We start from the raw sequence: 19,412 nt of genomic DNA on the forward strand, positions 1-19,412 counted from the left end.
GGAGGCGGCGGGCGCGCTTTCTTTGCGCCCGCTAAAGGCAGAATTCAAGGGCAATGTCAAGATTTGCGAGGGGATTCGGCCACGGTGCGGATCTGCACCGCCTGCAAGGGTTGCTCGGACCAGTGCTGAAACAGCAGCACCGAACCGTCGCGGCGGCTGTGCGTGACCTGGTCCAGATCGACGGTGGCAACGACCCAGCCGGGTTCGTCATAGCCGCCCCTCGCGATCACGCCATCCTCGGGCCAGCCCGCGTCGGGCGGCCCGTAGATCCCTGCGGCGCCGTGGTTTTCATCGACCGCGGGGCACCAGGGCGCCAGCCCGACAACCGGCGCCTGCACCGTCACGCACTGGTTTTCCAAGGCCCGCGCCTGCGCCCCGATCCGCACCCGGTTGTAGCCCGAAGCCGCATCGGTGCAGCTCGGCGCCAGCAGGATCTCCGCCCCCGCCTCGCACAAGGCCCGCGACAAAAGGGGAAATTCGCTGTCATAGCAGATCACGATGCCGATCTTGCCGATGCCGGTGTCAAAGAGGGTGAGTCCCCGCCCGGGGCCGATGGTCCAGTCCTCGCGTTCAAAGCGGGTCATGATCGCCTTGTCCTGATGGCCGATCCGCCCCGCCGGGCCGAACAGCACCGCGCGGTTGCGCAGATCATAGCCGTCCTGCGCCGGGCCCGAGGGGGCCAGGATGTAAAGGCCGAATTCGATGGCCAGCCCCTCGAAATGACGCTCCATCGCGGCGCGGTGGTAAAGGACTTCGGTGACGGCGCGGGTCAGATCGGCGGCGACCTCGGCCCCGCCCAGGCTCGCCAGTTCCATCGCCGCATATTCGGGAAAGACCAGCAGATCGGCTTTCTTCAAGGCCGCCATCTGCACCCAGGCGCGGGTCTTCGCCTCGTAGGCGGCCCAGTCCTCGGCCCAGTCGAGCGGATAGGCCGCCGCGGCGATGGTGACATGTCTCACAGCTTCCTCCCCCAGAATTGCAGCGGTTTCGCAGTCTCGCCCGCCGCGCCGACATCCGTCCAGCGGAAATGCGCGATCACGCCGGGCAGGGGCGCATAGCCGCGCTTGCGCCAGAACGCATCGAGCGGGCGATAGGTCGCGGGTCTGAGCGGATGATCTGCGGGGCGGATCACCGCGCAAAAGGCGCTGAAGCGGCGGCCAAGCGCCCGTGCATGGGCCTCGCGCGCGTCGAAAAAGGCGTGGCCCAGGCCCCGGCCGCGATACTCGGGCAAAAGCACCGATTCGGCGCAGTAAAAGACCGTCTCGAGCGGCAGGCCGGTCAGGGCGAAGGGGGCGGCGAAATCTTCCGCGTGATCTTCCAGCGGCGTGCCGGTGGCGGCGCCAACGAGCCGCGGCCCGTCAAAGGCGCCCACGACGACCGCGCCCGGAGAGGTTCGGTAGCTGTCGAGATAGCGGCGTTCATAGTCAAGCGCGCCCTCGTACAGATAGGGCCAGTCGCGAAAGACCGCGATGCGCAGCGCCGCGACATCCTCCAGCGCGGCATCCAGCGCCGGGCCGGTCAGAACCCGCACCTCCATCAGCGGACCTGACGGATCCAGTCGGCCAGGTTGTAATAGGTGGTGACGCGCTGGATGCGGTTGCCGCGCAGGGTGAAGAAGGTGCCCGCGGGCAGGATGTAGCTTTGGCCGCGGGCCTCGGGCAGGCCGTCGTCGGTGGCGATGTAGCTGCCGTGCACGGTGAATTCCGCCGCCGCGCGGCTGCCCGCATCATTCGCCATCACCACGATGTCGGTCAGCTTCTCGCGGTAACAGCGGGTCATGTGGGCGTTGAAATCGCGGAACTTTTCGATGCCGCGGCGAATGTCGCCCTCGTTGACGTGATGTTCGAAATCCTCGGTCAGAAGCGCCTCCATCGCCGAGGTGTCGCCCCGGTTGAAAGCGTCGTAATAGGCGGAAATCACGGCAAGGGCGGCGGCGCGGGGCATCGGGTCCTCCATCTGATCCCCCATCTGTGGCATGGGCGGCCGGTTTGGTCAAACCTTGGAACCGGCAGGGCATGGGGCAAAAGCGGCATGGGGTTCGGGCGGAATAGGAAACGCGACCCGCGTTTCCCCGCCCGCAGCGCCCGGTTGCGGCATGACCGCTTCAGCCCGCACCACAGAGGGCAGCGCCCGGCCCGCGGCCGAGAAGCGCCCGCCGGCCGGCTGCTGCCCGAGGGCCTTTGGGCCCTCGGGGGTCACAGGACCTCTGTGACGCATGGCCAAGGCGATGGCCTTGGCCAAGGTCAGCTCATGCCAGCGCCGCCCGCACGGTTTCCGCCATCGGCACCGTCGGCCGCCCGATCAGCCGCGAGAGGGTCTGGCTGTCGTCGTAAAGCGCCCCGGCCGTGCCCACCACCGCATCGGATTGCGCCAGCGTCGCGGCAAAGGCGGCGGGCAGGCCGAAGCCCTCCAGCGCCTTGGCATAATCCGCCTGCGTCATGTTCACATAGGCGACGGGCTTGCCCGCTTGCGCCGCGACCTCGGCCGCCAGCTCGGCCATGGTAAAGGCCGTGTCCCCCGCCAGTTCGTAGACCTGCCCCTCGTGCCCCGGCGCCAGCGCCACCACCGCCGCGGCTTCGGCATAATCGGCCCGCGGCGCGGCGGCATATTTCCCCTCGCCCGCCGCCCCGATCAGCGCCCCGTGGTCCAGCGCCGCGCCCAGATTGCCGGTCAGGTTTTCCGTGTACCAACCGTTGCGCAGGATCGTCCAGGCCACGCCCGAGGCCTTCAGCGCCGCTTCCGTCGCGATGTGATCGGCCGCGAGCAGCGTCATCGGCGAGGCCTCGCCCTTGAGCACCGAGGTATAGATGATCCGCCCCACGCCCGCGGCCTTGGCCGCCGCGATCGCGCTTCGGTGCTGCCCGGCGCGGTCGTTGAAATCATTGCTGGAAATCAGCACCAGCACCTCGACGCCCGCCAGCGCCGCCGCATCGGGGGCGGTATAGTCGAAGGCGCGGGCCTCGTATCCCGCGATGCGCGCGGGCGTGCGGGCAAGGGCGATGGGTGCGGCGCCGCGGGCTTTCAGCGCGGCAAGGACAAGCCTCCCCAGTTGTCCGGTGGCGGCAGAGACGGCGATGGTCATGGGCATTCCTTTCGTTGACTTGCCCGATCTGGCCACAGGTGCTATCAAAACGTAAGTACCCACATGAATGTAAGTATCCGAAAAACATGCACAGCCCCCCCGCCGTCCTTGCAGAACTGCCCCGCGGAGATGTTCTGGTCCCCGATTGCCCGTCGCGGCAGATCCTGCAGCATGTCACCTCGCGCTGGGGCGGCCTTGTGATGATCGCCCTTGGCCGCGAAACGCTGCGATTCGCGCAGCTGCGCCGCAAGATCGGCGGGATTTCGGAACGGATGCTGGCGCAGACGCTGCAGGTGCTGGAGGCCGACGGGCTGGTGGTGCGGCACGATCACGGCGAGGTGCCGCCGCGCGTCGATTACCGCCTGACGCCCGCGGGCTGGGAAATCGCCACGCGGGTCTTTGCGCTGGCCGACTGGATCGAGACGCATCTGCCCGATCTGCTGGCGCAGCGGGCGGAACAGGCTCAGGCCTTGGGCTGACCGAAACGGGCGAGGATATGATCACGGATCTGGTCGCGGGTCTGGCGGTAGTAATGCAGCCGCGCCTCGCGCCCCTCACCCAGCCCCGTCGGGTCCATGATCGCCCAGTGCTCGACCTCGATGTGGTAAAACCGCGTCAGATCGAGCGCCTGATGGTAAGACGCGGGGGAAAGCGCGATGACCAGATCAAAGGCCCCCAGATCGTCGCCCATCTCCTTGAGTTCATGGAAACTTCTGGCCTGATGCCGTTCCAGGTCGACACCGATTTCGGAACAGACCGCAATCGCGAATCCGTCGGTGTCCAGATCGGCCTTGACCCCCACCGACTGCACATAGACCTCGCGGCCGTAGAACTGCTTCATCATCCCCTCGGCCATCGGCGAGCGCGTCGCGTTATGGTCGCAGCAGAACAGGACGGCGTTGGGAAGCTTGCCCATCAGCTTACCGGGGTCAGCACGCAAACAAGGGTGAAGAGCCGCCGGGCGGTGTCGATGTCGATTTCGGCCTTGCCGGTCAGGCGTTCCTGCAGCACGCGGGCGCCCTCGTTGTGGATGCCGCGCCGGGCCATGTCGACCGCCTCGATCTGGCTGGGCGGCAGTTTCTTCACCGCCTCGAAATAGCTTTCGCAGATCTGGAAATAATCCTTCACCACCTGCCGGAACGGGCCGAAGGACAGATGGAATTCCGCCACCTTGGCGCCGGTTTCCAGACAGGTGTCGAAGACCAGCCGCCCGTCGCGCACCGAGAGCGTCAGCGCAAAGGGCCCCTCGGGCGCGGCACCGCCGTCCCGGCCGGGGATCACCCAGCTGTTGTCCTCGAGCAGGTCAAAGACCGCGACGCGGCGTTCCTGTTCGATTTCGGGCGTCGGCGCGGGCAGGCCCGAATCGTCGATGTCCAGACGGGTGATGCGGCTCATGGCGTCCCCCTTTCGTTCAGGGCATCCAGACGCGCGCGGACCGAAAGCCCATGCGCCTGCAGGCTTTCCGAAATCGCCAGCGTCTCGGCGGCGGGGCCAATGGCGCGCAGGGCTTCGGGCGTCATTTTGGCGAGCGTCGTGCGCTTGAGGAAATCCATCACCGAAAGGCCCGAGGAAAACCGCGCCGAGCGCGCCGTGGGCAGAACGTGGTTCGGCCCGCCGACATAATCGCCGATCGCCTCGGGCGTCCATTGGCCAAGGAAGATCGCCCCGGCATGGGTGATCCGGGCAGACAGCGCCTCGGGGTCGGCGACGCACAGCTCAAGGTGTTCGGGGGCGACGCGGTTAGAAAGCATCGCCGCCTCGGCCAGATCGCGGGTGACGATCACCGCGCCGAAATCGCGCCAGCTGGCGCCTGCAATCGCGCGCCGCTCCAGCGTTTCCAGCCGCTTTTCCACCGCCGCCGTCACGGCTTTCGCGAACCCGGCATCCGGCGTCAGGATCAGCGCCTGCGCCGATTGGTCGTGTTCGGCCTGGCTCAGCAGATCCAGCGCCACCCAGTCGGGGTTCGCGGTCTCATCCGCGATCACCAGAATTTCCGAGGGCCCGGCGATCATGTCGATGCCGACCCGGCCAAAGACCCGCCGCTTCGCCGCCGCCACGAAAGCGTTGCCCGGCCCGGTGATCTTGTCGACGGGCGCAATCGTCGCCGTGCCGTAAGCCAGCGCCGCCACCGCCTGCGCCCCGCCGATGCGGTAAACCGTGTCCACCCCGGCGATCTCGGCCGCCAGAAGCACCAGCGGATTGACCGCGCCCCCGGGCGTCGGGCAGACGACCACCAGCCGCTCCACCCCCGCCACCTTGGCCGGGATCGCATTCATCAAAACCGACGAGGGATAGGAGGCAAGCCCCCCCGGCACGTAAAGCCCGGCGGCCGAAACGGGCGACCAGCGCCAGCCCAGCTCCGCCCCCGAGGCCTCGGTCCAGCGCTCTTCCCTCACCGGCATCTGCCGGGCGTGATAGGCGCGGATGCGCTCTGCCGCGAGTTCCAGCGCCGCGCGCTCGGCCGCGGGCACGCGGGCGATTTCGGCCGCGATCTCGGCTTTCGAAAAAGCGAGCGTCGCGGGGGTCAGGTCGAGCCGGTCGAATTTCGAGGTGTAGTCGATCACCGCCGCATCGCCGCGGTCGCGCACCTCGGCGATGATCGCGGCCACCGTCGCATCGACATCGGGGCTGTCCTCGCGCTTCATCCCCAGAAGGGCGGTGAAACGGGTCTCGAAATCATCGGCGTCGGTGGTCAGGAAATGCGGCATCATGGGCTCCTTCTGGACCAAGGGGATAGAGCGAAGCGGGACGCGGGGCAAGCTTCGCGCGCGGCCCCGCCCTGCGGCATCCATCGCGCAAGGGCGTATTTGTTCCAAGAAAAAACCCATGCCGTTTCTTCTTGGCGCAAATACGCCTCTGCCTTGCGGGCCGGGCGCGGCGTTTCAGATCAGGCGCTTGTGCAGCGGGTGGCCCAGCAGCCAGCCACCGCCGCCGCCGCGGTCATCCATCTGCCAGCCCTGACGGCGATAAAAGCCAAGCGCGGTGTTGGTGGCGGTCAGCCGCGCCTCGACACGGCCGACGGCGCGCAATTCCTCTTCCAGCGCCGCCAGAAGCGCGCGGCCGCAGCCCTTGCCCTGCACTTCGGGGGCGGCAAAGAGCAGCCGGATCCGGCCCTCTCCGTCGGGCTGGTGGCGCCAGTCGATCGCGCCCACGGCGACGATGCCCTCGGGTTCCGCAACGAACAGCCGCTGGTCGGCGTCGTTCAGGATCGAGGCCAGCGCCTTCGGGCTGTTCGAGGCGACCCAGGGCCGGATGCGCTCCGGGTCGTCGCGGTGATCGGCCCGGCACAGGGCGGTGATCGAGGCGCCGATGACCGCCGACAGGACGGGAAGTTCCTCGGATCTTGCAGGACGGATCATGGTCTGGGCCTTCTATTCCGGGTGGGTCGGCGCCTGCCCCGAAACGGCCCGGTAAGGCCGCGTCACATCCCGCAGATCGACGGACAGGCATTCGACCCCCGCGGCAATCGCACCATCCCCCGCAAGGGTGATCACCACGCGCCCTGCCCCCTCGGCCTCCGGTTCGAAGCCGATGTCGAGCAGCGAGAGCACCAGATCCGGGTCCTTGCGGTCAAACCCCTGCGAGGCGACCTGGATCACATCCGAGAGCACCAGCAGCGCCTGCACCCGCTCGTAGGGGCGGCCCTCGGCCTCGGCTGCGGCCTTGTCCTCCCAGCGGAAGCGGTTGAGCAGCATCGAAAGCCGCCGGGCTTTCGGCTCGTAGCGGATTTCGGTCACCGGCAGGACGGCATCCTGAACCAGCGCGGCCAGCACGCCCAGATCCGCCGCGCTTTCCGCGCGCAGGCTCAGCGGCGCTTCGGCCCCGTCGTCAAACCGTGCATCCCGGCTCATTCGCCCTTCACCCGTTCGATCTGCGCCCCGACGGCGCGCAGCTTTTCTTCCACCCGTTCGTAGCCGCGATCAAGGTGGTAAACACGACTGACCACTGTCTCGCCTTCGGCGGCCAAGCCGGCCAGAATCAGGGAAACCGAGGCCCGCAAATCAGTTGCCATGACCCGGGCGCCTTTCAGCCGGTCGACGCCATGCACTTTTGCAACACCGCCATGCACCTCGATCCGTGCCCCCATCCGCGCCAGCTCGGGCGCATGCATGAAGCGATTCTCGAAAATGCGCTCCTCCAGCACCGAAGTCCCCTCGGCCGTGCACAAAAGCGCCATCATCTGCGCCTGCAGATCGGTCGGGAACCCCGGGAAAGGCTCGGTCACCACATCGACGGCGCGGATGCGGCCGTTCTTGCGTTTCACCTTCAGCCCGCGTGCGGTTTCCTCGACCGAGATCCCGGCGGCATCCAGTTTCTCGCAGAAGCTTTCGACCAGCGCGATCCGGCCACCCAGGCATTCCACCTCGCCGCCGCAGATCGCAGGCGCCAGCATGTAGGTGCCCAGCTCGATCCGGTCGGTGACCACGGGATGGGTTGCCCCGTGCAGCCGGTCGACGCCCTGAATGGTGATGTCCGAGGTGCCCTCGCCCTCGATCTCGGCCCCCATCGCGCGCAGGCAGCGGGCCAGATCGACGATTTCGGGCTCTCGCGCGGCGTTTTTCAGCACGGACGTGCCCTTGGCCAGAACCGCCGCCATCAGGAAATTCTCGGTCGCGCCGACGGAAGCAAAGCGCATCTCGTGCACCGCCCCTTTCAGCCCGCCGCGGGCCTGGGCGTGCAGATAGCCTTCCTTCAGCTCGATCTCGGCGCCCAAAGCGGTCAGCGCATCGATGTGAATGTCCATCGGCCGCGCCCCGATCGCGCAACCGCCCGGCAGCGAGACGACCGCATGGCCCAGCCGCGCCAGAAGCGGGCCCAGCACCAGATTCGAGGCCCGCATCTTCCGCACGATGTCATAATCGGCGACCGGGTTGATCGCGCCGTGGCACGAGGTGGCCAGCACCTTGCCGTCCTGCAGCGCGGTCACCTCGGCGCCGAGGCTGGCCAGAAGCTGCGTCATCGTGCGGATGTCGGAGAGCCGCGGCGCATTGGTCAGCGTCAGCGGTTCTTCCGACAGCAGCGTCGCGGGCATCAGCGCCAGGCAGGCGTTCTTGGCCCCCGCGATCGGGATTTGCCCGGAAAGCGGCCCGTTGCCGCGCACAAGGATGCTGTCCACTCGCTCACTCCTCCGGGCCGGTTTCGGCCGTCTTGTTGTTGTCTTCGGCCGAGCGCGCCCGTGCCTGCGCCTTGCGCCGCGTCAGATTGGCGCGCAGGGCGGCGGCCAGACGCTCTTCGCGCGTGGCGTCGGGGGGTGTTTTCCGGCCGGAGCTGTCCTTTGTCATGGGCCCTTTTAGCGAGGCCGATGAAATGTGTCGAGAGAGGGTGAATATTTGGCTTGCGCACCCCGCCCGAGTCGTCTAAATCCGCGCCACGGTCGGAAGCGACCAGCGTGAAAGCGCCGGATGCTGCAGTAGCTCAGTGGTAGAGCACTCCCTTGGTAAGGGAGAGGTCGAGAGTTCAATCCTCTCTTGCAGCACCATCCCTCCCAAAAAATCAATTGGTTAGGCGGAGATGGTGGCTGCTGCTATCTGTTACCCCGCGTTACCCCTGCCAGAATCACCCGCCCAAGCATCCACCAAACCTCGCTATTGCTTTCGCGCACGTCTGCCGCAGGGCCGAGGTGGCGGGCGTCGCTGCAGACGTTCCCGCGCGGCTCCTACCGATCAGCCGATCAGACGGTTGAATATCGCCTGCAAGCGAGCGTCGATGGCACCCCGTTGCCCTTCCGCGATCAGGTTCAGAAACTCGACCACCTGGGCATCCCCTAAAGCAATCATGAAGCCTCGGCCATCTTGGGCTGTGTCCCGGCACCGCGCGCACAGAGGCAGATGGATCCAGCACCATCCTGATAGGCGATGTGGCGGCTCCCGCCCGGGCGGCGGTTGAAGACACGCGCCGTCGCGCGGTCAAAGCTGACAGCTTCCATTTCTGTATCCTTGATGATGGGGAAATCGCCGCCCGACCTCACGCCGGGCGGCGGGGGTCAGGCGGCGCGGATGGCGACCCACCAGCCCTTGTGATCCACGACAAGGCGGAGGGCCGGGTCAGCCTTCATCGCGCCGTTCACCGTCATCATGGCGCGATAGACGACCGTGGTCGCGCCGTTGATTTCACGGGTTGCGTATCCACCACCCCAATCGACAGTGATCCCGCGTCCATCATCGTCACGGGTGATCTGGCAGAAGTCGGGCCGGAACGCCCGGTGCGCGCCATTTAGCACGGCAAGCGCGTCATCCAAGTTTTCAACATTCGTGTAGGCCATTGAGCGCCCCTTTCAGGGATAGGGCACTGGCGCGTGGGGGGCTCCGCCCGACCAACAAACACCAGCACCGGGTTTCGGTGTTCATGGTGAATCTGGTTCGGGCCATCTGGCGTGCTGCTCTCGGCAGGCCGCTCAAGGTTTCCGGTCCTGCCCCCGGGCCGTGGCGTGGCCCGAGGTCGGGCGCTCCTATCACAGGACAGCCTCGATATTGGCACCACCCTGCCACTTGTCAACCGCAAGATGTGGCTTGGCGCTCGGGGCGACGCGGGAACACAAAAAGAACATCGCGGGTCTTGTGCTGAGGGCTTCACGGCCCCATATTGGTGGTATGGCTCCCAGAAGGGCGGGCGCCAGTTACGTGTTTAAACTGTCAAGGCCAGCTTCCGGGGCGGTGCAGATCGCGAGTTCCATAATTCGGGCTCCTTTCGCCAGCCACGCGGGCGGCGTTGCGGCAATCCGGCAATACCACATTGCCAGGTGCGTCACAGTGTATACGACCACGTCAAAGACGAACGCACACCGCAGAACGGCGGGGGCGGAGATGTTAAGGGTCAGTGCGTTGACCCAATGCTCCGTCCCCACTCGTGGAGGGCCATGCAAGACGAGTTCGACTTCACCACCAAGGACCTGAAGCACTACCCCCATTTTGACGCCCCCCTCTCGCTGAGGGAAATCCGCCGCCTTGTCACCTCGCCAGAGAGGGTTGCGGCCAATTCGTTCTACCCGTTCTTCCTCTATGAGGAGTCATGGCAGCCGTACCGCTCTGCGGACGCAGCGAAGCCTGACAAGAAGACGCGCCCGATCCGGTACGGCGCCCGGCGCGATGCGTACATCTTCGCATTCTACCGGCGGAAGCTGTCGCGCCTCTATGAGGCGAGGCTTCGCACCTTGGGCATTGAGGACTGCCCCATTGCCTACCGCCAAGTTTCCAAGTCGGGACTGGGCGGCGGGAAGTGCAACATAGACTTCGCCAAGGATGCGTTTGACGAGATTGACCGGCTGGGCGACTGCGTTGCCGTCGCGCTCGACATCAAGGGTTACTTTGAGAACCTCGACCACCGGCGCATCAAGCAAATCTGGTGCGACCTGCTGGGCGTGGCTGAGCTTCCGCCCGACCACTATGCAGTCTTCAAGAATATCACCAAGTACCACTTCGTTGACCAGAGGACCACCTACAGGCGGCTGGGCTACTTCGGCCTGCGGGAGCGGAACGGGGAGATGATCGACGGCTTCCTGCGGCCCTACCGCGACATGCCCAAGCAGCTCTGCTCCAATGCTGACTTCCGGGCGAAGATATGCGGCGGGGACCCTGCCTATCCGTCCATCATCAAGAAGAACGACAAGCCCCATGGTGTGCCTCAGGGGGCGCCGATTTCAGACCTCATCGCCAACTTCTACCTTTTGGAGTTCGACGTGGTCATGGCGGCCTATGCTCGCGCCCGGGGTGGGCGCTACATGCGCTACTCTGACGACATCCTCCTGATCCTGCCCGGGGGTGCCAGCGAGGCCAGCGCCGCCGTCGCCTTCGCCACGGCGGAGATGCTGAACCACGGCCCCGAGTTGCGGATCAAGGACAGCAAGACCTGCGTGGCACAGTTTGAGCGTGTTGCGGGGGCGCTGCGCTTCCAACACCTCGCGCAGCGCCCGGACGAACCCGCCAAGAATGGCTTTGAGTACCTTGGCTTCCGCTACGATGGGCGCTGCGTTTATGTGCGCGACAGCACCATTTCCCGCTTCTTCGGGAAGGTCGCCGGGGCGGCCAAACGGGACGGGCGGCGGCATGTGGAGGCAAACCCGGCGATGGATGCCGGGGACCTGATTCGTGCGTTCGACTTCTCTCTGTTCTCGCAGCGCTTCAGTCGCGTGAAGAAGGAGAAGCTGACAGACGACTACCGCAGTTGGACGTTCTACTCATACCTCAAGCGCTCGGCAGAGGCGTTCGGCCCGAAGGGCGACCGCATCTTGAAGCAGGCTCGGGGCTTTGATGACTTCATGAAGGCAAGGGTTTCCGGGGCCATCGTCACGGCGGCAGCCAAACGCAAAGCGCCCGCCAAAACCGCTGCTTGAGCGGCTCCCAGCAGGCGCCTTCCGTCCTAGCTTCCCGTCTTAGGAGCCTCGTGGGCTGCAAGTCTTTGATTTCTTGGCTCCGGCGGTAGGCGCGGAGGGATTAAACCCAACTCGGCAGAATTGCCGATTAGTCCTTTAATATCAGGGCTTAAGCTGACCGCCCGTCCAGCCCGGCCATCATGCGTGTGTGCCTGACGTGCTTCGATTGTGTGCCTAGACTAGGCCGCCCGCACGGCAAGCGCCAGCCGCAAAAGCGATCAGGGCCGCATATTTTGGCGGAAAAATCCGAGCCACCACCTCGACCGAAGTGCAGCCGCGCAGCCCCCCCCCGGTGGCCGCCCGCCCTGGGCCCGTTCAGGTCGCCCAGCACGCTCCCGAGGCCGCCCCAGCGCCGCCCCTCCCGCCACCCCGGCACCTCTCCCGGTGCAGCCAAGGGCACCCAAATAGGCGTCCCTACTGCATGGGTGTCCGCCTCCCGGCTCAGTCAATTTACATTCACAACGTTCGTTGACATTTGATATTTGTTGCCCCACCTTGGTTCCGACAGATCAAACAGGGGGCCGCAGCCGTGCGCCAGTTCGTTATCTACCGCCGTGTCAGCACCGAAGAACAAGGCCGCTCCGGGCTAGGGCTTGAGGCCCAGAGCCGAGACGTTGACCTTTACCTTGCCAACTATGCCGAGACGCCCTTTGAGGTTCTGGGCGAGTTCCTTGACGTGACCTCGGGGCGGGACAACGACAGGCCAGAGTTGAACAAGGCGCTGGACCTGTGCCGCCGCACCGGGGCCGAATTGCTGGTCGCCAAGCTTGACCGCCTCTCCCGCCGCGTGTCCTTCATCGCCGCGCTTATGGATGATCCCAAGGTGAAGCTGCGGGTGGCCTCCATGCCGAACGCGGACAAGTTCCAGCTTCATATCTATGCCGCGCTGGCGGAACAGGAACGGGACTTCATCTCCCTGCGCACCAAGGCCGCGCTTGCCGAGGCGAAGGCCCGGGGTCAGAAGCTAGGAGGGCTGCGTGATGCCACCGGCAAGCGCAATGAGGCTATCCAGCGGGACGCCCGCAGCTTTGCCGAACGGGTGCGCCCGATAGTGCAGCCCATGCGCGCCTCCGGGGCCACCTTGGCGCAGATCGCAGAGGCCCTTGGCGGGGCTGGCATCGCGACACCGCGGGGCGGGGCGTGGACGGCAACGCAGGTCAAGCGGGTGCTGGACCGGCTGGATAGTGTTGCATAAATGTCACTCACCGTCACCCTATCTGTGTGTTTTCTCCGATTGTTTCAGCGGCAGCTTTTGTGACCACGCGACAACCCCCTGAGGCAGCGTAAGAAGTCACAGAAAGCTGCGCCCATATGTGCCCATTGCGGGATTATAACGTGATTTCCTTAGGTTGCACCGCGACGTTATGAAAGGGACACGTCAACAAACCGCAAGGGACACCACCGTGACAGCCGCCATAACCCACGCCATGGGCCTGTTCGAACAAGCCAAGGACCACGGCGTAACCCCCTATGGATCACCTAGCGCACACCGCGCCTTGGCAGCGTGTATCCAATCCTCCGGCCACCTCCTGACCATTGCCGAGGAAGTCGCGGCGGGGCGGCTGGATGGAGACATTGCGCGTCAGTTTCTGCGCGCCGCCGCCGTCTCGTTGCCTAGGGCCATGAAGGCCGTCGAAACCCTCCAGAACGCCGCCAAGCACTGACACAGCCAACCGATAGGAAACCGCCATGACCACCACCACGACCCCTGAAGCCGCCACCCTGAACGCCCTTCTGGCCGCTGCCGGGGACCGCCTTGACCAGATCGCAGGGGAACACCGCCTGAGCCGCGAACAGATCGTCGCCATGAACACCGCCCGCCTTACCGCTGAGTTTCTCTATGACCTTGCCGAGGGGTTTGCGCGGGGTGAGGCGGCAGCACCTATGCCCCGCAGCCCAGCAATGCCGCTTTCCGCCCGCATGGTCATGGCGAAGCTTGCAGAGCTGCAATTCGGCTGCGGCGTCCAGATCGCCCCCGACGCGGCGCAATGGCAGGGCCGGGACCATGCCAAGGGGCCGTTTGACGAAGCGGCGTAAGATCGCCCCTCCGGCATCTATCAGAGCAACAAGAGGCCCTGCTTCGGCGGGGCCTTCTGCTTTCCGCACGGGCCACGGCTAGCGTCTCCCATTCAAGTTGAAGGGGTGCCGAGGGGCATTTACCCCGCAAAGTTTGCGGGGTGAACACCCAACGAAATTCGTGGGGTGCGCATGTCCTCAACTTGAGGACTTACAGAAGCGCGAAATTCGCTCTTCCGTCTGCCCCCAGAAAGTTTCTGGGGAGGGAAGGCGGGCGGGCGGCGATCAAGCGCAATGACGCTGCGTTTGGTCACATGTCCCCTACGGGGGCCGTCCCCCCGAGGACGTAACCTTTACTCCGATTAAAACTATCCGACGAGACGGCGCTTCCCCCAAAAGTATTGGTGGGAAATTCCCGCCGCTTCCTCAATGGCGACGAGGTGAGTGAGATTTCTCGCTCCGATCTTGGAACAGGGTCTCAAATTGAGATCATGTTCCCGGCCGGGTATCGACACAGCCTCCGGTCTAACGTCAAAACTTCTGACGTTAGCTTCCCGAACACCCTGAAAATTTTTCAGGGTAAGTGCGTCCACACGGTCAACCTCGTCTCGGAAAGCGGCCTCTACAAGCTCATCCTCCGCGCCCAGAGGTCCGGCCCTGAACCCTCGGAGTTTTCGAGGGTATCGTCGGGAGAAGGTGGCGACGGGCGCAAGCCCGCAGATGCTTCAAATACGCCCGCACAGCGCCGTCCTCTCCCGCCCCATATCCCCCTAGGGGAAAACGGAAGGCGCGCCTAGGGGCAATCTTTGAGCCTCTCAGGGTCACCCATTTAGGACGCACTACAGGAACAGTCCACCCATTTAGGACGTACCACAGGAGCGGGCCAGTCCGTCCAATTTCCCCTTACTACAGGACACCCCAAGTCCGTCCCCCTCATCCCGTCAAACAACATCAACAATCCCAAGAGGAAACGACACAATGAGCCAGAACACCATCCACCTTACCGAGGCCGAGGCCGTCCGCATGGCCGATGAAGCCGCCGCCGCCCGCCGCAGCACACCTTACAACGGCTTCCAACCTGCCGCCATCACCTCCGACCGTCACGAAGTCATCATCCGGGGCGGTCAAGTTGCCGAGGTCAAGAGCGCCAGCAAGACGCTGGGCGTCCCGACCGGCTATGCCGAACATCACCGCCCCGGCTTCATCCGCATTCCCGGCGCCGGTGAGACGACGATTGCCGCCGCCAAAGCTGCCGGGTTCTTGCCGCATACCTGGCAGGAGGGCGATAAGCTCCCTTTTGACGACGCCCCCAAAGGTCCGCAATCGGACCCCCAGCGGGGCAGCGACAAGGCCACTGAGGCGGCCGAAGACAAGCCGCAGGAACGCACCGTTGCAGAGCACCGGGCCAAGGTCGCCGGGGACATTCTGGACCGTGCCGACAAGGCGCTGGGCGCAGAGGTGACGGACAAATACCTGAGCGATGCAGTCGAGACGGGGGTTATCCCCGAGGAAGGACTTCCCGAAGGTTTCACGCCGGTCATGGTGAAACAGGTCTACCAAGGATACGTCGCCCAAGCTGACGCAGTGCTGGCCCCCGTGGGCGCCTCCGTGGCGTTGCTGCAGGACATGCTGACCGATGACGAGCTTCGCCAAGCGCGCCATCATACCTTGTCCAAGGACAGCGACAGCCTTGCGGACCTCGGACGGGCTGCGGTCAACCGCCTCGCCATGCTGCCCAAGACCGACCCCGAGGGCTTCATGCAGATGGTCGCGGACATGCCCGCCGCCGAGCGCAAGTGCATCGACTTCGACAAGAAGCGCGGGGAATGGCTGGTCAAGATCCCCGGCAAGCCGACCATGAGTTACGGCGCTGCGGTCCGCATGGCCCTTGTCCGCGTCTGACGCTCTCCCCGAACACTGACTAGCGCCCCCGTTGACCACCGCGGGGGCGCCCTTTCGTCATTCTCTACCGTCACCCAGAGGAAACCCGACAATGACTGCTGAAATCTACACCATGCCGCCCCTGCCAACCGCGATCTGTCCCGGCTGCGGGGCCACCTTCACCCCGCCCGTGCTGCCCTCCCGCGCCCGAGGCAATGACACCACCTGCCGCGCCTGTGCCGCCGCCGCCATCGAAGCAGAGCGCGCAGCCGAACGCGCAGCTTACACCGACATGTGCACCACGGGGACCATCCTGAAATGAACGCAGAACACCCCATCGCCCGCCTTCTGAACCTCACCGCCGCCTTCGGCATCGACCCGGCCAAGCTGACAGCGCAATTCGACACGCTCCGGGGGGACCCGGACGCGGACGCCATGTCCGACAGCGAAGGCGCGGTTGTCGCCCGTGCCGTGCATGACCTCATTGAAGCCTGTGCCAGCGCGGATCGGATCATCAAAGCGGCGGTCATCGCCAAGGCCATCGGGGACTATCTGGCCGAGGCCCAGCGCCAAGCGCAAGAGCCGCCCCGACACCCCATGCAGCGCGCAAGGGACGCCATCGCAGCCCACGAACGGGACACCGGAACGCGCCCCTCTTGGGCCGACCGGAAGGCCGTTGCGGCCATCGCCAGAGCCGCCAGCGCGCCCCGTGACGTGGTGCGCTTCCTCTTGCGGTACCCCACCTGCACCCTCGGCATGGGGGCCTCTCAGTGAGCCGCAGCGTTGATTTGACGCCGGTCCCCGTATGGGTCGCCGGTAAGGGCTTGGTCAGTCCCCCCGGCTGGATCAGCCCGGAGACGCGGGCACTCATGGACAAGGCGCAGCGCGAATGCGCAGAGGCGGCAGAAGTCATCGCCGCGCGCAAGGCCAGTCCCCAGGGCGACGACAAGGGCGACGGGACACCTGCCGGGTTCGTCATCGACCCCACGGGCGGGCAGCGATAGGCCCACCGACTCACCCACAGGCCCGCCAAGGGGCCGTCTAGGTTTGCCATAGGCAGCCCACCTGAAACCCCGGAAGGCCCCTGTGCGGGCCTCTCCGTGAGTCCTGAGCGCCGCCCGCTCCGATCATCCACCTAGCCTTCGCATTGCCAGCTTCGTTTGTGTCGAGATTTCCCCTCGGCTGCCGATGCGTGCGGGGGTGACGGCCCGCCGCTGGGTGGATGATCCGAACGGGCGGGCGCTCTTCTCCTATCCTTCCATTCTCTCGCATGGCGCCCCTGCGCGACCCGTTCGGCTGATCCTTTCCGGCCCTTCGGGTGCCCGTGGTGGGGCTGCCGGGGGCGTCATGCCGGGGAATGGACCCCGATAACCACCACACAGAAAGGAAACCCATGAACGAACTGACGACCTTCCAATTCCAGCCCGCAGAGGGCACCGAAAGCGCCCGCCCGGTGCGCACCGTGACCATCGACGGTGAACCGTGGTTCATTGCCCGCGACGTGTGCGACGTGCTGGGCCTCGACAACGTGACGAAAGCACTCCTGAGCCTCGACCCCGATGAAAAGGCCCTGAATAATGTTCAGTCCCTTGGCGGCGCGCAGACGACAAACATCATCTCGGAAAGCGGCCTCTATGCTCTCGTGCTGCGGTCGCGACGGCCCGAGGCGAAAGCCTTCCGCAAATGGGTCACGGCGACCGTGCTGCCGACGATCCGCAAGACCGGCTCTTACGTTCGCGGCGAAGAAGCCTTTGACGTGACCACCGAGGCTGGCCTTGCTGCCGCGACGATGCACGTCATGGCCGCCCTGCAAGCGAAAGCGGACGGGTTCAAGGCGATGTATGAGGCCGCCAAGCCCAAGGCCGACGCCTTCGCGGTCATCGCAGAGGCCACGGGGTCTATGACCGTCACCGAGGCCGCCAAGGCCCTGAAAGCGAAGCGGGTGGACCTCTACGGCTTCCTTGAACATCGCAAGTGGGTCACGAAGGGCAAGGGGCGTCAGGCCACGGCATACGCCCTGCGCACCGGCTACATGGACACGCGGACCCATACGGACCCCCGAGGGCGCGTCCGCACGACCCCCGTGGTGACCCCCAAGGGCTTCGCCTATCTGGCCCAGGTCAAGGCTCAGAACAGGGCCTAGACGGTGTAAGGAAGGAGGGGGTTGACAGAGAGGTTTGCACCCTCCGGGCACCTGCGAATCAATTAGGACGCACTACAGGAGGGGGCCCCCCTTTACATGTTACTTAACATGTATGGGATGCTCAAAGTGAGCGACTAGGCGAGGGTATGACCAGCGTCCCGATAGCGCCTCCCACTCACTCCCCCTCCCCCTCATTCCTCCCCTGGGTGCTGACTATCAACCTCTGACAGGTCCACCCCGAGGGCCTTCTTCATCGCCTTCGTGGTCTGCCGCAGTTTCGCCACCTCGCCCCCATACACCCGATCCCCGACACTCCCGAGGGCGTGACCAAGGATCAGGTTTTGTTCCAGTGTCGCCACCTCGGCCAGAATGAGGGCGTCCTTCATGTTGTGCCGCAGCGAATGGACAACGTGTTTGGGGTCTTTGGTCACGGTGCGAAGGTGCTTCATCAACGACGCTGAGGCCGCGTCAGCGCCCCGCTCAGACGCATAGTCCGGGAACAGTAGGTTGCCCTGCCGGGGCAGCTTAAGGGCCTCCTTGGCGGCTTCCAGAGCGTCACCGACGAGGGGCACAGACCGGCGAGAGGCTTCGGTCTTGAGCCGCCTGTTTTCGTGCCATGTGACCTTGATATGCGGGAACTCCCCGCCCGTCGCCACGTCTTCGACCCGCAGCCCCGTGACCTCGGCAAGGCGGCATCCGGTCCCTTCAAGGATACGCCAGATCAGCCCCAAGTCGGCCTTGGCGTGGCCCATGATCCGCTCACGGACCTTCCGCAGCACAGTTGCAGGAAGGGGGTCACGTTTCTCCCCGTCCGACGCACGGCCCCGCACGGTGCCCAGAGTGAGCTTGTTAAACGGGTTCTGAAAGGTCGCCGGAAGGGGCAACTCAGTGGCCGCGAAGTTGATCACGGCTTTCAGCCCGTTCATGTCTCGCGCCACCGACGCGGGGCTGATCTTCTCGCCGTTGTCCTTGAACCGGGACAGCATGTAATCGCGGACCCTGCGCGCATCATCACGCGTCAGGTCAACAAGGACCGGATCAGACCCGAGGGCAGCGCGGACGTGGCCGACGATCCGCTCGACCTGCCCAGCAAACCGCGCCAGTGCCTCCTCTGCTTCGCCGCTCTTGGCCCGTTCTTCGAGATAGAGCCGCTTTGCGTCTTCGAGCGTCGCAGCGGGTGCGGGGTATCGCTTCGGCCCGAGGCGCAAAAGGTTGATCGTATGGCGCTCCACAGGGGGCACCCCGATAGGCTCAAAATGGTCTTGCGGGAAGCTATCGGCCAGTGAGTCGGCGGCAAGCTCTAACTCTCCCTCCGTCGCGCCGCGCTCGATCAGGTCAGCCCGACGACGCAGCGCCTCGGCATAGGCCGCCCGGTCTGACGCCTCCGACGACGACGCAGCCGCAGCCCCGGCAAGCCGCCGCTTGGCCTCGGCAATCTCGCGCTCAACTTCGGCATGGTAGCGGGGATAGGCGGCCAGAGCGGCCTTCTCAGAATCACCCAGCTTGCGCTTGAACTCGCGCTTGGTGATTACGGATGCGACCTCTTTGGGAACTCTCCGGCGATACTGCCAGCTTCCCGATTTGGTGCGCTCTACATGCTTCAAGACCATTCCCATGTGTGCCTCGCGTGTGCCGCAATGTGCACCGAGAGGGACGCAAAGTCACTGAAATCCTTGATATTCAGGACTTCAACTTGGGATTATGGCTCCGGCGGTAGGGATCGAACCTACGACCAATTGATTAACAGTCAACTGCTCTACCGCTGAGCTACGCCGGAACACGAGGGGGTGTATAGCGGCGGCTGAATCGGGGTGCAAGGGGGGGGCAACGTTTTTTTCGTCGCCCGGAAACATGTCTTCATCGACCGTTCCTGTCATCTTCATCAACCGCCCCTCTCGGCGTCAGGCGGGGGAAACGGGCGC

23 protein-coding genes and 2 tRNA genes are annotated in these 19,412 nt (G+C 65.2%); 11 read left to right on the plus strand and 14 right to left on the minus strand.

Going from position 1 to position 19,412, the window contains the following annotated elements; all coding sequences use genetic code 11:
* Positions 1–56: 56 nt before the first annotated feature.
* The 4 genes from RCAP_RS12640 to RCAP_RS12655 all read right to left on the minus strand — a co-directional run bounded on the left by RCAP_RS12640 (position 57) and on the right by RCAP_RS12655 (position 3,082).
* Entirely contained in the window at positions 57–959 is a 903-nt protein-coding gene (locus RCAP_RS12640) for a carbon-nitrogen hydrolase family protein (RefSeq protein ID WP_013068260.1), read from the minus strand.
* Positions 956–1,537 (minus strand): GNAT family N-acetyltransferase, encoded by a 582-nt coding sequence (locus RCAP_RS12645; RefSeq protein WP_013068261.1) that lies wholly within the window; start codon positions 1,535–1,537, stop codon positions 956–958. Before RCAP_RS12645 ends, RCAP_RS12640 begins: the two co-directional genes overlap by 4 nt.
* Complete coding sequence (locus RCAP_RS12650) at positions 1,537–1,968, minus strand: ketosteroid isomerase-related protein (RefSeq protein WP_023911706.1); 432 nt, start codon at positions 1,966–1,968, stop codon at positions 1,537–1,539. Before RCAP_RS12650 ends, RCAP_RS12645 begins: the two co-directional genes overlap by 1 nt.
* Positions 1,969–2,248: 280 nt before the next feature.
* Positions 2,249–3,082, minus strand: coding sequence for an NAD(P)H-binding protein (locus tag RCAP_RS12655; RefSeq protein WP_013068263.1), 834 nt, complete (start codon positions 3,080–3,082; stop codon positions 2,249–2,251).
* Positions 3,083–3,168: 86 nt separating this feature from the next.
* Here RCAP_RS12655 and RCAP_RS12660 point away from each other — a divergent pair, with 86 nt between their 5' ends.
* Positions 3,169–3,561 carry a winged helix-turn-helix transcriptional regulator gene (locus tag RCAP_RS12660; RefSeq protein ID WP_013068264.1) on the plus strand — a complete coding sequence of 131 codons (393 nt, stop codon included), beginning with the start codon at positions 3,169–3,171 and terminating at the stop codon, positions 3,559–3,561.
* Here the strand turns inward: RCAP_RS12660 and RCAP_RS12665 are convergent.
* From RCAP_RS12665 to RCAP_RS19645, 7 genes are all read right to left on the minus strand, one after another.
* The gene (locus RCAP_RS12665) at positions 3,546–3,998 is read right to left on the minus strand and encodes an arsenate-mycothiol transferase ArsC (protein WP_013068265.1); all 453 of its coding nucleotides are present in this window, start codon (positions 3,996–3,998) and stop codon (positions 3,546–3,548) included. The two genes, RCAP_RS12660 and RCAP_RS12665, sit on opposite strands and share 16 nt — an antisense overlap.
* Positions 3,998–4,477, minus strand: coding sequence for a UPF0262 family protein (locus RCAP_RS12670; protein WP_013068266.1), 480 nt, complete (start codon positions 4,475–4,477; stop codon positions 3,998–4,000). Before RCAP_RS12670 ends, RCAP_RS12665 begins: the two co-directional genes overlap by 1 nt.
* Positions 4,474–5,790: a histidinol dehydrogenase gene (gene hisD / locus RCAP_RS12675; protein WP_013068267.1), complete on the minus strand. Its 1,317-nt coding sequence runs from the start codon at positions 5,788–5,790 to the stop codon at positions 4,474–4,476. The genes RCAP_RS12670 and hisD overlap by 4 nt, the downstream gene beginning before the upstream one ends.
* Before the next feature lie 174 nt (positions 5,791–5,964).
* Complete coding sequence (locus RCAP_RS12680) at positions 5,965–6,441, minus strand: GNAT family N-acetyltransferase (protein WP_013068268.1); 477 nt, start codon at positions 6,439–6,441, stop codon at positions 5,965–5,967.
* A 12-nt stretch (positions 6,442–6,453) separates the two neighbouring features.
* Positions 6,454–6,933, minus strand: coding sequence for a DUF2948 family protein (locus RCAP_RS12685; RefSeq protein WP_013068269.1), 480 nt, complete (start codon positions 6,931–6,933; stop codon positions 6,454–6,456).
* Positions 6,930–8,198 carry a UDP-N-acetylglucosamine 1-carboxyvinyltransferase gene (gene murA / locus RCAP_RS12690; RefSeq protein WP_013068270.1) on the minus strand — a complete coding sequence of 423 codons (1,269 nt, stop codon included), beginning with the start codon at positions 8,196–8,198 and terminating at the stop codon, positions 6,930–6,932. Before murA ends, RCAP_RS12685 begins: the two co-directional genes overlap by 4 nt.
* Positions 8,199–8,202: 4 nt before the next feature.
* Complete coding sequence (locus RCAP_RS19645) at positions 8,203–8,364, minus strand: hypothetical protein (protein ID WP_013068271.1); 162 nt, start codon at positions 8,362–8,364, stop codon at positions 8,203–8,205.
* Between the two features lie 122 nt (positions 8,365–8,486).
* Between RCAP_RS19645 and RCAP_RS12695 the strand changes: the two genes are divergently transcribed.
* Positions 8,487–8,561, plus strand: a tRNA-Thr gene (locus tag RCAP_RS12695).
* Between the two features lie 504 nt (positions 8,562–9,065).
* Here RCAP_RS12695 and RCAP_RS12700 read toward each other — a convergent pair.
* The gene (locus RCAP_RS12700) at positions 9,066–9,344 is read right to left on the minus strand and encodes a hypothetical protein (RefSeq protein WP_013068274.1); all 279 of its coding nucleotides are present in this window, start codon (positions 9,342–9,344) and stop codon (positions 9,066–9,068) included.
* A 594-nt stretch (positions 9,345–9,938) separates the two neighbouring features.
* Between RCAP_RS12700 and RCAP_RS12710 the strand changes: the two genes are divergently transcribed.
* The 9 genes from RCAP_RS12710 to RCAP_RS12750 all read left to right on the plus strand — a co-directional run bounded on the left by RCAP_RS12710 (position 9,939) and on the right by RCAP_RS12750 (position 17,490).
* A complete protein-coding gene (locus tag RCAP_RS12710; RefSeq protein WP_023925646.1) occupies positions 9,939–11,411 on the plus strand; it encodes a reverse transcriptase domain-containing protein in 1,473 nt (490 codons plus the stop codon).
* Positions 11,412–11,979: 568 nt separating this feature from the next.
* Positions 11,980–12,645, plus strand: a complete 666-nt coding sequence (locus RCAP_RS12715; RefSeq protein ID WP_013068276.1) for a recombinase family protein — start codon at positions 11,980–11,982, stop codon at positions 12,643–12,645.
* A gap of 232 nt (positions 12,646–12,877) precedes the next feature.
* On the plus strand, positions 12,878–13,114 hold the full coding sequence (locus RCAP_RS12720; protein ID WP_131618315.1) for a hypothetical protein: 237 nt from the start codon (positions 12,878–12,880) through the stop codon (positions 13,112–13,114).
* 25 nt (positions 13,115–13,139) lie between these two features.
* Entirely contained in the window at positions 13,140–13,487 is a 348-nt protein-coding gene (locus tag RCAP_RS12725) for a hypothetical protein (protein ID WP_013068278.1), read from the plus strand.
* Between the two features lie 957 nt (positions 13,488–14,444).
* Complete coding sequence (locus RCAP_RS12730; RefSeq protein ID WP_013068281.1) at positions 14,445–15,368, plus strand: hypothetical protein; 924 nt, start codon at positions 14,445–14,447, stop codon at positions 15,366–15,368.
* Between the two features lie 91 nt (positions 15,369–15,459).
* On the plus strand, positions 15,460–15,669 hold the full coding sequence (locus tag RCAP_RS12735; protein WP_013068282.1) for a hypothetical protein: 210 nt from the start codon (positions 15,460–15,462) through the stop codon (positions 15,667–15,669).
* On the plus strand, positions 15,666–16,121 hold the full coding sequence (locus RCAP_RS12740) for a hypothetical protein (RefSeq protein ID WP_013068283.1): 456 nt from the start codon (positions 15,666–15,668) through the stop codon (positions 16,119–16,121). Before RCAP_RS12735 ends, RCAP_RS12740 begins: the two co-directional genes overlap by 4 nt.
* A 95-nt stretch (positions 16,122–16,216) precedes the next feature.
* Positions 16,217–16,351, plus strand: a complete 135-nt coding sequence (locus tag RCAP_RS20070; protein ID WP_013068284.1) for a hypothetical protein — start codon at positions 16,217–16,219, stop codon at positions 16,349–16,351.
* Between the two features lie 389 nt (positions 16,352–16,740).
* Positions 16,741–17,490 (plus strand): phage antirepressor, encoded by a 750-nt coding sequence (locus tag RCAP_RS12750; RefSeq protein ID WP_013068285.1) that lies wholly within the window; start codon positions 16,741–16,743, stop codon positions 17,488–17,490.
* A 191-nt stretch (positions 17,491–17,681) separates the two neighbouring features.
* On the opposite strand, the gene RCAP_RS12755 is transcribed toward RCAP_RS12750, so the two are convergent.
* On the minus strand, positions 17,682–19,106 hold the full coding sequence (locus RCAP_RS12755) for a site-specific integrase (RefSeq protein ID WP_013068286.1): 1,425 nt from the start codon (positions 19,104–19,106) through the stop codon (positions 17,682–17,684).
* A gap of 86 nt (positions 19,107–19,192) precedes the next feature.
* Positions 19,193–19,267: transfer RNA gene (locus tag RCAP_RS12760), tRNA-Asn, on the minus strand.
* Between the last annotated feature and the right edge of the window lie 145 nt (positions 19,268–19,412).

Origin of the sequence: Rhodobacter capsulatus SB 1003, from assembly GCF_000021865.1 — a bacterium.
Lineage (GTDB): Bacteria > Pseudomonadota > Alphaproteobacteria > Rhodobacterales > Rhodobacteraceae > Rhodobacter > Rhodobacter capsulatus_B.